Source organism: Kaistella sp. (assembly GCF_049588135.1).
Lineage (GTDB): Bacteria > Bacteroidota > Bacteroidia > Flavobacteriales > Weeksellaceae > Kaistella.
Map to the genome: position 1 here is coordinate 1 of NZ_JBAVFG010000163.1, position 15795 is coordinate 15795.

The 15795-nt window shown below is 35.8% G+C and carries 9 protein-coding genes; 6 read left to right on the plus strand and 3 right to left on the minus strand.

Annotation, left to right across the window (positions count from 1 at the left end; translation table 11 throughout):
• The first annotated feature begins 258 nt into the window (after positions 1-258).
• The 4 genes from WBY99_RS09125 (at position 259) to WBY99_RS09140 (ending at position 4988) form a co-directional block, all read left to right on the plus strand.
• Positions 259-876: a TetR/AcrR family transcriptional regulator gene (locus WBY99_RS09125; RefSeq protein WP_423976020.1), complete on the plus strand. Its 618-nt coding sequence runs from the start codon at positions 259-261 to the stop codon at positions 874-876.
• Complete coding sequence (locus WBY99_RS09130; protein WP_423976021.1) at positions 860-2182, plus strand: TolC family protein; 1323 nt, start codon at positions 860-862, stop codon at positions 2180-2182. Before WBY99_RS09125 ends, WBY99_RS09130 begins: the two co-directional genes overlap by 17 nt.
• A 42-nt stretch (positions 2183-2224) precedes the next feature.
• Positions 2225-3337: an HlyD family secretion protein gene (locus WBY99_RS09135; RefSeq protein ID WP_423976022.1), complete on the plus strand. Its 1113-nt coding sequence runs from the start codon at positions 2225-2227 to the stop codon at positions 3335-3337.
• A 73-nt stretch (positions 3338-3410) separates the two neighbouring features.
• Positions 3411-4988: a DHA2 family efflux MFS transporter permease subunit gene (locus WBY99_RS09140; protein WP_423976023.1), complete on the plus strand. Its 1578-nt coding sequence runs from the start codon at positions 3411-3413 to the stop codon at positions 4986-4988.
• Positions 4989-5064: 76 nt separating this feature from the next.
• Here WBY99_RS09140 and ligA read toward each other — a convergent pair whose 3' ends face one another.
• From ligA to WBY99_RS09155, 3 genes are all read right to left on the minus strand, one after another.
• Positions 5065-7068: an NAD-dependent DNA ligase LigA gene (gene ligA, locus WBY99_RS09145; RefSeq protein WP_423976024.1), complete on the minus strand. Its 2004-nt coding sequence runs from the start codon at positions 7066-7068 to the stop codon at positions 5065-5067.
• 204 nt (positions 7069-7272) lie between these two features.
• On the minus strand, positions 7273-8091 hold the full coding sequence (locus WBY99_RS09150; RefSeq protein ID WP_423976025.1) for a hypothetical protein: 819 nt from the start codon (positions 8089-8091) through the stop codon (positions 7273-7275).
• A gap of 34 nt (positions 8092-8125) precedes the next feature.
• On the minus strand, positions 8126-10198 hold the full coding sequence (locus WBY99_RS09155; protein WP_423976026.1) for an alpha-ketoacid dehydrogenase subunit alpha/beta: 2073 nt from the start codon (positions 10196-10198) through the stop codon (positions 8126-8128).
• A gap of 262 nt (positions 10199-10460) precedes the next feature.
• Here WBY99_RS09155 and dnaE point away from each other — a divergent pair, with 262 nt between their 5' ends.
• The gene (gene dnaE, locus WBY99_RS09160) at positions 10461-15113 is read left to right on the plus strand and encodes a DNA polymerase III subunit alpha (RefSeq protein WP_423976027.1); all 4653 of its coding nucleotides are present in this window, start codon (positions 10461-10463) and stop codon (positions 15111-15113) included.
• 276 nt (positions 15114-15389) lie between these two features.
• The coding region (locus WBY99_RS09165; protein WP_423976028.1) for a hypothetical protein at positions 15390-15795 on the plus strand (406 nt) is incomplete at its 3' end.

Sequence of the window (15795 nt, forward strand, 5' to 3'; positions counted from 1 at the left end):
ATCCTAAAGTGAAAATAGTGACTGCTAAAACTGAAATTAATCTTTTCATATTGGTTAGTTTTTATTTTTAATATGATAACAAAGTTAAAAATATTTCGGTAGGAATTCTATAGTTTTCTTTCAAAACTTAATTCAATTTAAAGCTGATTTTGGTTATTGAAAAAGGATAAAATATATTTTAGAAAAAAAATCAATCAATCGTTTGATTTTTTTTCTGTTTTTATTTAAATTTGCACCCTCAAAAAAAATCATCCTATTATGATTTCCAAAGAAGAACATATTTTATTACACGCAGAAAAACTCTTTGCTGAGAAGGGGTTTGAAGGAAGTTCTACCCGAGAAATATCGAAAAAAGCAAAGGTGAATATCTCGATGATTTCCTATTATTTTGGCTCCAAAGAAAAGCTTTTTGTGAAAATATTCGAAGTGAGAATGAATGAAAGTTTAGCTTTTAGCAAAGATATTTTAGCCAATATAAACTTGACCGAGTGGGAAAAATTGGTTACTGTTATTAATCGTTATGCAGATCGTGTAAAAAATTTTAAAACCTTTTATCGCATTTTGCAGAGAGAACAATTGAACAATAAAAACCCTCATATCTCTGAGTATTTAAAAGAATCTAAAAAAGGATTTTTGACGATTTACAGCGAACTCATCGACAAAGGATTAGAAAAGAAAATCTTTAATAAAAGACCAAGAATAGAATTTTTACATTCTACGGTTTCAGGAACCATTTTTGCCGCACTCAATACGCTTCCAATTTATAAGGAGTTTTTCGAGGGTGATGATGATTATGAAAAACAGTATTTCGAGGAAATTAAAATACATATCCAACACATATTAAAACACCTTTTAGGTTATGAAGAAAATATATAGTCCCATGATTGCGCTGGTTTTTTCGGCAATCGGAATGACCACTCAGGCGCAGGCAAAAAAAATGCTTACGCTTGATGAAGCGGTAAATCTGGGAATTCAGAATTCTAAGAATCTTAAAATCGATCAAGCAAAAATCGATCAGGCAACTGCGAATTATTTAGAAGCAAAAAACAACAGACTTCCGAGTTTAAAAATTTCAGCAAGTGCTTTGGCTTTGGCCAATGCAAATGTTGAAATTATGGCATTACCACCTTCTGAAAATGGCGGAGGTGCAGCAGCTCCAAAAGCCAATTCCGCTTTCTATGGAAGCGTTTCTGCTTCACTACCGATTTTTACTGGCGGCAGAATTAAGTATGGTATTCAGTCCGCAGAATATTTAGTTGAAGCCTCGAAACTCAGTACCGAGAACGACAAATTAGCGATTGCTTATAATGTTTCACAGGCGTATAATAATTTGTTTAAAGCCAGTCAGCAAATTAAAGTTTTAGAAGATAATCTTACGGCTTCACAAAAAAGAGACGAGTCTTTTCAGAAGTTAGAGGACAACGGAATCATCGCTAGAAATGATAAGTTGAAAGCGAATCTGCAAACTTCAAATATTGAGCTTCAGCTTTTAGATGCCAACAATAACTATAATATTGCGAACATCAATATGGATTTGCTTTTGGGATTACCCGATGCAACCGAAATAGAAATTGATCCTAACTACATCGCAGAACTTACGGAAAATCAACCGGTTTCTTATTATTTAAACCAGGCGATTTCTCAGCGAAAAGATGTTCAGGCATTAGATTATCAAAGAAAAGCTGCAGAACTGGGAACTAAAGCTGCAAAAGCTGAAAGTTTGCCGACCATTGCATTAACTGGTGGATATATCGCTGCAGAAATTCCGAAAATATTGACCATTACCAATGCTGCAAATATCGGAGTGGGAATTCAGTACAATATTGATAACCTTTGGAAAAAAAATTCTTCATTAATGAGATCAATCGCCACAGAAAAACAGCTTTCTGCAACCAATGAATTATTAAATGACCAGATCAAATTAGAAGTCAACAGAGATTATCAAAATTCTGAATTTGCGAAAAAAAGAATTTCAGTTTACGAAAAAGCTGCAGCACAAGCCAATGAAAATTACAGAGTTACCAAAAATAAATTCGATAACGGTTTAGCCACCATCACCGAACTTTTGGATGCCGATACCGCACAGATTTCTGCCAACGTAAATGTAGTTAATGCCAAAGCAGATGCCGCTTTAGCTTATAGAAAACTTTTACAAACAACCGGAATTTTGACTTTACATTAATACGATTTAGACCAAGAATTAAACTAAAATATTTTCAAAAAAATGGAAGATAACAATACACAACCAGAACTTTTCCCCGAAGTCAAAAAGAAAAAATCACTTACTTTTCCGATTATCTTAGCTATCGTTTTAATTGTCGGTGGAGTCATCGGATACCGAACTTATTCTTACGGTTTAGCTCATGAAGAAACTGATGATGCACAGATTGCATCCAACATGAGTCCTGTAATTTCTAAAATTTCAGGCTATGTTGCCGAAGTAAAAGTGAGTGACAATCAGTTTGTAAAAAAAGGAGATACGCTTATTATCATCGATGACCGAGATCAGAAAATGACTCTTCAGCAAGCTACGGCTGCATTAGGAACTGCAAAAAGTAATGTTCAGACTGCCATCGCTTCTACACACGCAGCTTCTCAAAATATTAATTCTGCCAACGCTGCAATTACAACAGCAAATGCACAGATTGAAGCCGCAAAAGTAAATGTGTGGAGAACCTCTCAGGATTTAAAAAGATATGCAAATCTGGTTAAAGATCACACCATTACCCAACAACAATATGAAACGGTTTTGGCTGCGAAACAATCTGCTGACCGACAGTTACAGGTTTTAGTTGATCAAAAAAATCAAGTATCGCAACAGCCGGGAATTATAACCTCACAAACTGCTGCAAGTTCTGAACAGATTGGCGTGGCAAATTCGATGGTTAAACAACGAGAAGTAGATGTAGAAAATGCCAAACTCAATCTTTCTTATACCGTAATTCTTGCTTCTGAAGATGGGTTTGTTTCGAAAGTTCCGATCCAGAAAGGTCAATTTGTGCAAGCTGGATCGCAGTTATTTAGTTTGGTTAGAGATAATGATAAATGGGTAATTGCTAATTTTAAAGAAACTCAGCTTTCAAAAATGGTAGAAGGGCAAACGGTAGATATCGAAATCGATGCTTTTCCAAAAGAAAAATTCGAAGGTAAAGTGACTTCATTTTCGCCGGCAACTGGCTCTTCATTCTCAATTCTTCCTCCAGATAATGCGAGTGGAAACTTTGTAAAAGTTGTTCAAAGACTTCCGGTAAGAATAGATTTTGTAAAGATCAATCCAGAAATCGCAAAAAAACTTCGTGCTGGAATGAATGTGAAAACAACCGTGAATTTAAAATAATATTGGATTAAAGATGGGGAGTATTTTAAATGGTATTCCCAGTTGATCCGATTTCAAATATCCAGCAATAAAAATGCAAGAGGATTCATTAGTCGAATACGGCGCAAGACGCGTCATCATAACCCTTACGGCCATTCTTTGTGCACTTCTGGAAATTGTAGATTCTACAATTGTGAATGTGGCTTTGAATGACATGAAAGGGAATCTTGGAGCCACACTTTCTGAAGTTGGCTGGGTCATCACCGCGTATGCCATTGGAAATGTAATTATTGTCCCGATGACGAGTTGGCTATCCCAACAGTTCGGAAGACGGAATTATTTTGCCGCTTCAATCGTTATTTTTACTATATTTTCATTTCTCTGCGGAAATGCAACCAGCATTTGGGAATTAGTCTTTTTCAGATTAATGCAGGGAATTGGTGGTGGAGCATTACTGGTGACTTCGCAGACAATTATTACCGAATCTTACCCGCTCGCAAAACGGAGTATGGCACAGGCAATTTATGGTTTGGGAGTTATTATTGGTCCAACTTTAGGTCCGCCTTTAGGCGGTTATATCGTAGATAATTTCAGCTGGCCGTATATTTTTTATATTAATATTCCCATCGGAATTGCAGCAACATTATTGACTTTACAGTTCATCCGAAGTCCTAAATTTTCTGAAAAAAGAAAAGCGAAAGATGTTGACTGGCTGGGAATCGGTTTGCTTGCCGCATTTGTTGGCTCGTTACAATATATCCTTGAAAAAGGACATGAAGACGATTGGTTCGATAGCAAAGTAATTATTGTTCTTACCGTAGTCGCAGTCATCGGATTCATTCTCTTCCTTTGGCGCGAGCTCACCTTCAGATATCCTATTGTAGAATTAAGAGTTCTGAAAAATGGAAATTTAAGAATTGGTACCATTATGTCATTTATCCTAGGATTCGGTTTATACGGTTCTACTTTCATTGTCCCACTTTATACTCAAAGTATTATGGGGTGGACGGCATTGGAATCTGGCGCATTAATGATTCCAGCGGCCTTAACTACCGCCGTGATGATGCCAATTATCGGAAGATTACTTACAAGAGGCGTGAAACAACAAATCTTGGTTTCCCTCGGATTACTGCTTTTCTTTGTCTATAGTTTTTGGGGCTACAATATTATTACGCCAGACACTGGAAAATCTGATTTCTTCTGGATGTTGATCGTAAGAGGAGCCGGACTTGGTTTATTATTTATTCCTATTACCTCTTTGGCATTAAGTACTTTGAAAGGTCAAGAAATTGGTCAGGGAGCTTCGTTTACTGGAATGATGCGTCAGTTGGGAGGTTCGTTTGGAATCGCCGCAATTACGACTTTTATCTCTAATCAAACTTCGATTCACAAGGCAGCTTTATCAAGCCATTTAGATGCAAACAGTTTTGATGTACAACAGAGAATCGCCGGGCTGAAAGCGATGTTTCAAGCTAAAGGATTAACGCCCGATGTTGCTTTGCAATCCGCATATAAATTACTCGATTTATCCGTGTTGAAACAAGCTACCGTACTTTCTTATATGGATGTTTTTCTCTATTTAGGAATCCTGTTTTTGATTTGTATCCCTTTTGTATTATTTGTAAAAGAAAGAAAAGGCAGAGATCATATTGATCTTGGAGATCTGCACTAAAAAACATAGATTAGGAAGTTTCTTTATTTTTCAAAAAAGTGAAGGAACTTCCTAATCCAAATGTTTAATTAAAGTATTATTGATTAATCAAGTCCAAAAACTCCTGTTCATCGAGAATGGTAATTGTTCCGATATCCTGAGCTTTTTTTAATTTGCTTCCGGCTTTTTCACCAACTACTAAATAATTCAGATTTTTAGAAACCGCAGAAATGTTTTTTCCACCATGTTTCTCTACCATTTCTTCCGCCGCTTCGCGAGTAAATAAAGAAAGTTTTCCGGTGAAAAGGAAGGTTTTGTTTTCCAGAATATTGCTTAAAACTTCATTTGTATTTTCGCCTTTTTCCAACTGAACGCCATAAAATTTCAAACGGTCAATCATTACAATATTTTCTGCATCATTAAAGAAATTCACAATGCTTTCGGCTATTTTTCCACCAATATCTTCAACTTGAATGAGTTCTTCCGCAGTCGCATTTTTTAAATCATCAATCGAGTTGAAATTCTTTGCTAATTTCTTGGCAACCGTTTCTCCGACGTGTTTAATTCCAATTCCGAACAATACTTTTTCGAAAGTAATTTCTTTTGATTTTTCAATTCCGTCAATAATATTTTGTGCAGATTTCTCTGCCATTCTTTCCAAAGGAAGCAATTGTTCTTTTGTTAAAACATAGAAGTCTGCGGGATTTTCAACGAGTTTTGCCCGGTACAGCTGTTCGATGGTTTCTGCTCCTAGATTATCAATATTTAAGGCTTTTCGGGAAACGTAATGAATCATTCTGCCCACAACCTGTGGCGGACAGTGCAAATCATTCGGACAGAAATGAATCGCCTGATCTTCTAATTTTATCAGTTCAGTTCCACATTCCGGGCAGTTTTTGATGTATTCAATTTCTTTGGAATCAGGCAATCTTTTTTCCAAATTTACGCCGACAATTTTTGGAATAATCTCACCGCCTTTTTCAACAAAAACAAAATCATGTTCGTGCAAACCGAGTTTTTTAATAATATCTTCATTGTGCAAACTGGCTCTTTTGACAATAGTTCCAGCCAATAACACAGGTTTCAGATTCGCAACAGGCGTGATAGCGCCGGTTCTTCCAACCTGATAAGTCACGGATTGTAATTCGGTTTCTACCTTTTCAGCTTTGAATTTATACGCCATTGCCCAACGCGGAGATTTCGCAGTGTAACCTAATTGTGACTGTTGTTTAATTGAATTTACCTTTAGAACAATTCCGTCAATTTCGAACGGAAGTTCGTGTCTTTTAACATCCCAATAAGTAATGAAGTCTTTGATTTCATCCAAATTCTTACATAATTTTGCCTGCTCAGAAACGTTGAAACCCCATTTTCTGGCATTTTGCAAGAGTTCCCAATGCGTTTCTGCCGGAATTTCAGAAGAGATAAACTGATAGAGAACGGCTGAAAGTTTACGCCTGCTCACTTCTGCCGAATCCTGCATTTTCAGACTTCCGGAAGCGGTGTTTCTTGGATTCATAAATAAATCTAAACCTTCTTCTTCGCGTCGGTGATTTATTTTATCAAAGTTTTTTCGGGTCAGATAAATTTCACCACGCATAAAAAACTGCGTCGGAAAATCGCCTTTTAATGTTAAAGGAATATCTGAAATCGTTTTCACATTTGCGGTAATTTCGTCGCCCTGAAAACCATCGCCACGAGTGACGGCTTGTTTCAGTTTTCCATTTTCATATAAAATAGAAATTGAAGCGCCATCATATTTTAGTTCTGCCACAAATTCTACGGGTTCATCAATCGTTTTAATGATGCGTTTTTCCCAGTCTTCCAAGTCATCGAAATCATAAGAATTATCCAAAGAATACATTCTGAATTGATGTTGAATCGTTGGGAAATTCTTTGTGATTTCGCCACCAACACGCAAAGTAGGAGAGTTGGGATCGTAAAATTCCGGATGCGCTTTTTCCAACTCCTGAAGTTCTTTCAGTTTCAAATCGAATTCGAAATCTGAAACCGTAGCTTCATCGGAAACGTAGTAATCGTAGTTATATTGATGAAGTTCTGTGCGCAGTTCTTCTATTTTTTGTTGAATGTTTTCGGACATTTTTGTGAATGATGATTTCTACAAAAATACTAAAACCTTTATTTGATTATTGAAAAAAAAGGGAAATTATTTTAAACATGAATAAATTTTAAGCTCAGATTAAGTTTTGGCTAAAGCCCAATGAATTTGTAATAAAGAAAACGAGCTAAAGCTCGTTCCTATTGATTCTTAATGAAATAGCCGTAAGTCTATTCTATTACTTGGTCACGGATTTAAATCCTCGACATCGAGGGTTTTCGGGTAATACTTGCCATCTAAAAGACTACATTCCATTATTTCGTTAGCATCTAACGTCGCAAAGTTATCCGAGATTAAATCTTTCACTTGTTGCCAGTTCTCTTTAGAACAATTAGGATAAAGTCTAATCTTTATCTCTTTCAAAGCATTTTCATCTATTGGAAGATCTATGTATTCAGGCATGTCGTGTCTGTCTTCATGCTTACATCCTGCATATAAATAAAATCTAATTTCATCCTGAAATGACCAGTATGCATCCTTGTATTTTATTGGAGCTGCTTGATTCAATAAATCTATTCCATTTCCCTGATAATTTTCTTTCCAATTCTGCTTCTTAAGTTCGGTAAAGTTTTCATGGTATTTCACTTTGACCATGAATCCATCAACATCATCCATCGGGGGCACAAAATAATATTTCTTGCCTTGTTGAAACCAATCTGAAAATGGTCGTGGAAAAAACATTTTTTTTGCTGGGTGATTGTCTTCCAGTGGAATCTTATCGATATATTGATTAGTACCTTCAATTGGTATAAGGAATTTTTTATACCATCTAATTGGCATTTCAATACGAACACCTTGTGGTGCATACATAGCCCATTGGGGAATTTTTTCCTTCATATCTAAAACCCAACATGACAAGAAATAATTCTTTTTCAACATTTCTGGTAAACCATCTGTTTCTGTTCTGTCATCCATCGAATCAAACCGTTTGAAGCGAATGGTTTTGTTCTTTAATATTAAACCTAAAGTTGTAATATCTGTATAATGGTATATTTTTTCAATCATTATTTAATGTTTGTACTTCCTTTGTAATATTTGTTTACTGCGAAAGCATTTCCCCAATTTTTCCCGCCACTTTATCAGCATTCGGAAGCATTTCTTTTTCCAACACCAAATTAATAGGAACAGCAGGTAAATTCAAAGAACCCATCGCTTCAACAGGCGCATCTAAATATCGGAAACATTCTTTTGAGATTCGGTGTGCAAAGGCTTCTGCGAAAGAATTATTGAGTTGTTCTTCTGTTAAAACCAAACATTTTCCGTGCAGTTTTGTGCGCTCGAAAACCAGGTTTTCATCCAAAGGAATTAAAGTTCGGAGATCGATAATTTCTACTTGTCCCACAAAATTCTTCGCAGCTTCTTTTGCCCAATAAACGCCCATTCCGTAAGTAACGATGAGCATGGTTCTGCCTTTTTCGGTTTCGGTTTCATCGGCTTCTACGATGATTTTCCCTTTTCCGAAAGGTAAAATATAATCTTCCGCCGGTTCGATGGTTTTCGCCTCTTCTGTTCCAGGAACTTTACTCCAGTACAATCCTTTATGTTCCAGCATGATGACCGGATTTGGATCATAATAAGCTGCTTTTAATAATCCTTTGAAATCGGCTGCATTGCTCGGATAAGCAATTTTAATTCCTTTAATATTGGCTAAAATACTTTCCACGCTTCCGCTGTGATAAGGTCCGCCACCGCCGTAAGCACCGATTGGCACACGGATAATATTGCTCACCGGAAATTTGCCTTGGCTTAAATAACAGGATTTTGAAATCTCGGTAATCAGTTGATTAATTCCCGGATAAATATAATCGGCGAACTGCACTTCCACAATTGGTTTCAAACCGACTGCACTCATTCCCACGGTTGAACCAATGATATACGCTTCCTGAATTGGTGTATTGAAAACTCTTTTGTTTCCGAATTTTGCGCCTAAAGTCACTGTTTCTCGGAAAACACCACCAATTCTTTCGCCCACATCTTGGCCGTACAACAAAGCTTCAGGATGTTTCCACATGATTTCTTGGATGGCGTGAATAGCAGCATCGACCATCACGATTTTCTCCTGACCTTTCGGTTCTCTTTCGCCGACTTCTTCGGTAATTGGAGTAGGAGCGAAGACGTGATTGGAAACGGTTTCGGGTTTCGGGTCTTCCGCTTCGATTGCTTTTTGGAAAGCCTGTTCTACTTCTAATCGGGCTTTTTTTTCTATTTGTTTTAAAAGTTCTTCGTCAATTCCGTTTTCTAATAATCTTTTTCGTAGAATATTTCCCGGATCTTTTGCGCGGTGTTTTTCTAAATCTTCTTCGTCACGGTAAAATTCCCTGCGAACGCCGGACGTATGATGACCGATAAGAACAGTGCTTGCGCAAACCAACATGGGTTTTCTTTCTGTTCTTACAAAATCTACTGCTTTTTTCATGGCTAAGAAACTCGCTTCGAAATCAGTTCCATCTACTTTCATTCGGTTTAAACCCACGAATCCTGCGGCGAAATCATAAGCATCGGAAGTTCGGGCTTCTTCTTTGGTGACAGAAATTCCCCATTCGTTATCCTGAACCAAAAAAATAATGGGCAATTGATGAAGCGCAGCAAACTGAAATGCTTCGGAAACTTCACCTTCCGTAATCGAATTATCGCCAAAACTGCAAACAACGACAGGGTTTTGTTCGTATGTTTTTAAATTAAATTCCTGAATATATTTAATTCCCTGTGCAACACCGGTTGTAGGAATTGCCTGCATTCCGGTGGCTGAACTTTGATGAATAATTTTGGGTAAATCTTCTTCTAAACTGGATGGATGCGAATAATAAGAACGTCCGCCAGAAAAAGGATCGTCCGCTTTTGCCAATAACTGAAGCATCATGCGATAGGGTTCAAAACCCATTCCCAAAAGCAAACTTTCGTCGCGGTAATACGGTGAAACCCAATCTTCTTTGGTCAATTGGTAAGCGGTTGCGAGCTGAATGGCTTCGTGTCCTCGGGAAGTAGAATGAACGTATTTGCAAATATTTCTGTTTTCTTCGTAAACGTCTGCTGTTGCTTTGGCAATCATCATGTGCCTGAATGCTTTCCGCAATATTTCTTGAGAAACTTTTTGTTTTGTATCAATTTCCATAGTTAACAAAGATAAAAATTTTAATGGAAGATGAAAAATATTAAACTTTATCGCAATACTTTATATGAGATCTATTTTCATTTAAAGCAAAATCAATATAAAATACGAAGTTTATTTTAATTCGCTTACAAATAATTTAAATCTTCAGTTTTCATTCTAAAAATTGTTTAACTTAAAAGTAAAGAAATAAGTCCTATTTTCGAAAATTCCAACTTTTTTTTAAAGAAAAATTAGCCTAATTTTACCAAAATTCTTCTTCTACATGTTTTTAATCTTCGATACTGAAACCACTGGTTTACCCAAAAATTTTAACGCTCCGATTACCGATTCCGACAACTGGCCGAGAATGGTACAGATTGCATGGCAGCTTCATGACAAGGAAGGTAATTTACTTGAAAATCAGGATTATATCATTAAACCAGAAGGGTATGATATTCCGTTTTCTTCTCAAAGAATTCACGGGATTTCTACAAAAATGGCCACTGAAGAAGGCCGTGATTTGAATGAAGTTTTGTTTGAATTTAAAGAGGTTTTAAAGAAATCAGAAGTCATTGTTGGTCACAATATCATATTCGATTATAATATTGTTGGTGCCGAATTTTTCAGAAAGGAAGTTGAAAATAATTTGCAAAGTATTCCGTCTGCAGATACCATGAAACTGGGAACGGATTTTTGTGCATTGGGAGGAGGGAAAAGCGGAAGATATAAATCACCGAAGCTAACCGAACTTTACGAAAAATTATATCACGAAAAATTTGATGAAGCGCACAATGCCGCGGCCGATGTAAATGCAACGGCACAAGTCTTTTTCGAAATGATGCGTATTGGCATTATTCCTGCAGAAACGCTGAAACTCGAAAATTCGGAATTACAGCACTATATTAATCAGCATCCTGGTGCGATAAAACCTTTTCCAATTGTTATCAGAAGGCAGGTTGCGGATTCTAAAAAGAAGAAAAAAACCACTTTTAATAATACCGACGAAATTGAAATCGGTAGTTATTTTAATTTTCACAATCATAGTATTTACTCTTCACTTCAAGCGTCATCGAATATTAATGAATTGATAAAAAGAGCGCTGGATAATAATTTTCCAGCAGTGGGTATCGTGGATTTAGGGAATATGATGGGCGCATTTAAATTTATTTCTGAAGTTGAAAAAGCCAATGGTAATATTAAAAAAACATATCAGGACTATTTAGATAAAAAACAAAAAGCGGAAGAAGAAGGAATTGCATTTACAGACGCGGAACCTCGGAAAGAACCTTTAATCCCAATTGTCGGTTGTGAGTTTTATCTTTCAGATCGTCCTGATCAAAAGCAATTTACCAAAGATGATCCGGACCGACGAACCAATATAGTCTTGCTGGCGAAAAATTTTAATGGCTATAAAAATCTGGCAAAACTTTCGAGTTTAGGATATATCAACGGTTTCTATTTTGGTGTTCCTAGGATTTCAAAAAAGATGATTGCGGAATTAAAAGAAGATTTAATTGCCGTAACCGCTGGAACGATGGGAGATATTCCTAATGCAATTTTAGAATTTGGTGAGCAAAAAGGAGAGGAAGTTTTTCAATGGTGGAAAAATACGTTTGGTGATGATTTTTATGTACAGCTTCAAAACCATGAGATTGAAGAAGAGCATTATTTGAATGATGTTCTATTAACATTTGCGGAAAAATATGAAGTCAAAATTTTAGCCCAAAACGAAACCTTTTACACCGAAAAATCGGAAGCGCATATCCAGGATATTTTATACTGTATTAAAGATGGTGAGAAATTATCTTCGCCTGTAGGAAAGGGTTTTGGTAAAAGAAGAGGCTTGCCTTCACACGAATATTACATTAAAAATACCGAGGAAATAAAACAGAGTTTCCGTGAATTTCCAGATTCTTTCGAAGCGTATGATGATTTGGTTACCAAATTTGAACCTTATACTTTGAAGTGCGATGTATTGCTTCCAGAATTTGATATTCCTGAAATATTCTTGAGTGATGAAGATAAAATAGATGGTGGAAAAAGAGGTGAGAATGCTTATTTACGTCATTTAACTTACGAAGGTGCCGAAAAAAGATATGAAGAAATTACGGATGAAATCAGAGAAAGGCTCGATTTCGAATTAGAAGTTATTGCGAAAACTGGTTATCCGGGATATTTTTTGATTGTTCAGGATTTCTGTAATGAAGCCAGAAATATGGGCGTTTGGGTGGGTCCGGGTCGTGGTTCTGCGGCGGGTTCTGCAGTGGCGTATTGTACCGGAATTACTAATGTTGATCCCATAAAATATGATTTGCTATTTGAGCGTTTCTTAAATCCAGAAAGGGTTTCGATGCCGGATATTGATATCGATTTTGATGATGAAGGCCGTGATAAAATCATCAAATGGGTGGTTGAAAAATATGGTAAAAGCAATGTTGCCCAAATTATTACCTATTCCGTTTTGGGTGGGAAATCTGCGATAAAAGATGCAGGAAGGGTCTTGGATCTTCCAATTTTTGAGACCAATAATATTGCAAAATTAATTCCACCATCACCGGGAATGAATATTGCAAAAGCATTTGCTAAATTCGAAAAACTCGCTCCAGAAGATAAAGCTTTGGCGCAGGAAATGAAAGATATTTTAGCGAATCCAAAAGATGAACGCTATGAAGTTCTTTCTGCTGCTCAGAAAATGGAAGGTTGTATTCGAAATACCGGGATTCATGCTTGTGGAGTCATTATTACACCAGAAGATATTACGAATCTCGTCCCGATTACCATTGCGGCGAAAGATGCAGATATTTTGGTTTCGCAGTTTGATAACTCGGTGGCGGAAAGTGCAGGTTTGTTGAAGATGGATTTCTTGGGTTTGCGGACTTTAACGATCATTAAACACGCCATTAAACTTATTAAAGAAAAACACGGGATCGATATTGATCCGGACACTATTCCTTTGGATGATGCGAAAACATATCAATTATTTAAAGAGGGGAGAACGGTTGGGATTTTCCAATATGAAAGTCCGGGAATGCAAAAATATATGCGGGAACTGAAACCGACAGAGTTTGCGGATTTAATTGCCATGAATGCTTTGTACAGACCGGGACCGATTAAATATATTCCTACCTTCATTAATAGAAAAAATGGTGCAGAAGAAACCGTTTATGATTTAGAAGAAACCAAAGAATATCTGGAAGAAACCTATGGAATTACGGTTTATCAGGAACAGGTAATGTTGCTTTCTCAGAAACTGGCCAACTTTACAAAAGGTGAAGCCGATACTTTGCGTAAAGCGATGGGTAAAAAACAAAGAGATGTTCTGGATAAAATGTACCCGAAATTTCTGGAAGGAGGAAAAGTCAATAACCTCGATGAAACCAAACTTAATAAAATTTGGAAAGACTGGGAAGCCTTTGCTGAATATGCGTTTAACAAATCTCACTCGACTTGTTATGCGTTAATTGCTTATCAAACTGCTTATTTAAAAGCGAATTATCCGGCAGAATATATGGCAAGTGTGATGTCGAATAATATTAATAATACCAAGCAAATCACTTTATTTATGGAGGATTGTAAAAGTATTGGTGTTGATGTTTTGGGACCAGATGTGAACGAATCTCAATACGCATTTGCGGTGAATGAAAAAGGCCAAGTTCGTTTTGGATTAGGTGCCATTAAAGGAATTGGTGAAGGTCCGAGTGAAGCAATTGTTGCCGCCAGAAAAGAAGAGCGATATAAAAACATCTATGATTTCTTTGAGAAAATTCCATCTTCACAAATGAATAAAAGGGTAGCAGAAAGTTTGGTAATTGCCGGTGCTTTTGATGAAGTTGATGGCTATCATCGGGCACAATATTTCGATATTGATACTGCCGGAAAAACCAATATAGAAAGATTATTGCGTTATGGTCATAGTTTTCAGGACAGTAAAAATGAGATTGAAAATTCGCTGTTTGCAGATTTTGCAGATGAAGTACAAATAGAACAGCCCAAAATAAATCCTGCGCCGGAATGGCAAAACATGCATAAACTCAATAAGGAAAAGGAAATTATTGGATTTTATCTTTCTGCGCATCCTTTAGATGAATATAAATATCAGTTTCAATTCTTGCAGGGTGCATTGAGTAAGAAAGAAATTTTAGAAGGTAAAAAAGAAGAAACTTTGGAATTAGAAAAAGTTATTTTACCGATAGAAGTTTCGGAAATTGATGACTCTGACGATGATTTAGCTGATCTTCCAGATATTTCTTTAGATGGTGAAGACGATGCTCTCATTGAAGAACCAACCAAAATAGTTGAGCCAAGAGGGAATTTTAATTTTTTAAATTTAGATGAAATTGAAGATTTTAAAAATACCGTTTTTGCCAATCAACCTGATTTATTTAATAATGACAAATTAAATTGGAAAGAAAAACAAGCCTTAAAAAACAATACCCCAGAATATATGGTCGCCGGATTAGTGACTGAATATAGTATTCGAGATGGGAGAAATAGTGGTGAGAAAGTCGCTTTTCTTCTGTTGGAAGATTACAGCGGAAGTTATTCTTTCCGATTAGGAGATCGCGATTACATGAAATTCAGAGACAAAATTGATATACAACGATTTGTGATTTTTAAAATAAAATTTTCACAAGCCAATGATGGAAGAGTTTTCGTGAATGTTTCAGAGGTAATTGACCTTAAAGAAGCATTTGAAAAATTTGCCAAAAAAATGACCGTTGTAGTTGATGTGAATGATTTGCGAAAAGAAGATATCGAATTTTTTCGAAATCAGTTTGATGAACATAAAGGCGAACAAAAGCTTAATTTCTTTATTAAAAACCCTGAAGATGAAAGCCAAATTGAACTGATGAGTATGCAAACGATGATTCAGGTGAATGGGAATTTACTCGAGGTATTCAATGAAACTCAGAAATATCAGATTTTTCTGAATTAGGTTATGGTAGAATATCACACTATTTAATTCTAAAGTATATTAAAGTGAGGTGAAACGTAGAATTTTTATAATAAAAGTTCTGCTTATACCACATTGGAAATTGACATATATACATAATTGAATATTCAATTTGATATTTAATATTTAATTACAGGTTAGGCTTCTGCATATTTATTTTTCAGATATAATAGTATTATGTTATTAATAATTTCTATTATGTTTTAATTGTTTGGTTTTAATTAAAATTAGTGGTAATTTTGTATAAACACAAATGTCATGAAAAATAAAATAATCGTATACGATCTGCAAAGATTGTGTCTAGAACGTACGTATTGTTTTCTAAACGAATACGGTATCACAAAAAAATATAATATTGAAGGAGTATTAGATTTTGATCATCTCAAGGATCAAATCCTTGAAAAAGGTAGTATTCTTATTATAAATACTTCAGGATTAAGTCCAAGTGATATTAATGAAAATATTGAAAAATTCCTTCAATTAAATCCAACCCTTAAAATAATAATTCATTCTTCCAATTCTGAAGTGCGTTCTATTAAAAAATTTTTCGACAAAGGGATAAAATGTTATTTTGGTCGAGATACCAGTAGTAAGGAATTCCTAGAAGGCTTATCTCAAGTGATTGACGGTAAGATTTTTGTCAGTGATGATGCAAAATGTGCAT

Coding starts and splice junctions, on each gene's coding strand:
- WBY99_RS09125 (WP_423976020.1), top strand. CDS start 259: ATGATTTCCAAAGAAGAACATATTTTATTACACGCAGAAAAACTCTTT.
- WBY99_RS09130 (WP_423976021.1), top strand. CDS start 860: ATGAAGAAAATATATAGTCCCATGATTGCGCTGGTTTTTTCGGCAATC.
- WBY99_RS09135 (WP_423976022.1), top strand. CDS start 2,225: ATGGAAGATAACAATACACAACCAGAACTTTTCCCCGAAGTCAAAAAG.
- WBY99_RS09140 (WP_423976023.1), top strand. CDS start 3,411: ATGCAAGAGGATTCATTAGTCGAATACGGCGCAAGACGCGTCATCATA.
- ligA (WP_423976024.1), bottom strand. CDS start 7,068: ATGTCCGAAAACATTCAACAAAAAATAGAAGAACTGCGCACAGAACTT.
- WBY99_RS09150 (WP_423976025.1), bottom strand. CDS start 8,091: ATGATTGAAAAAATATACCATTATACAGATATTACAACTTTAGGTTTA.
- WBY99_RS09155 (WP_423976026.1), bottom strand. CDS start 10,198: ATGGAAATTGATACAAAACAAAAAGTTTCTCAAGAAATATTGCGGAAA.
- dnaE (WP_423976027.1), top strand. CDS start 10,461: ATGTTTTTAATCTTCGATACTGAAACCACTGGTTTACCCAAAAATTTT.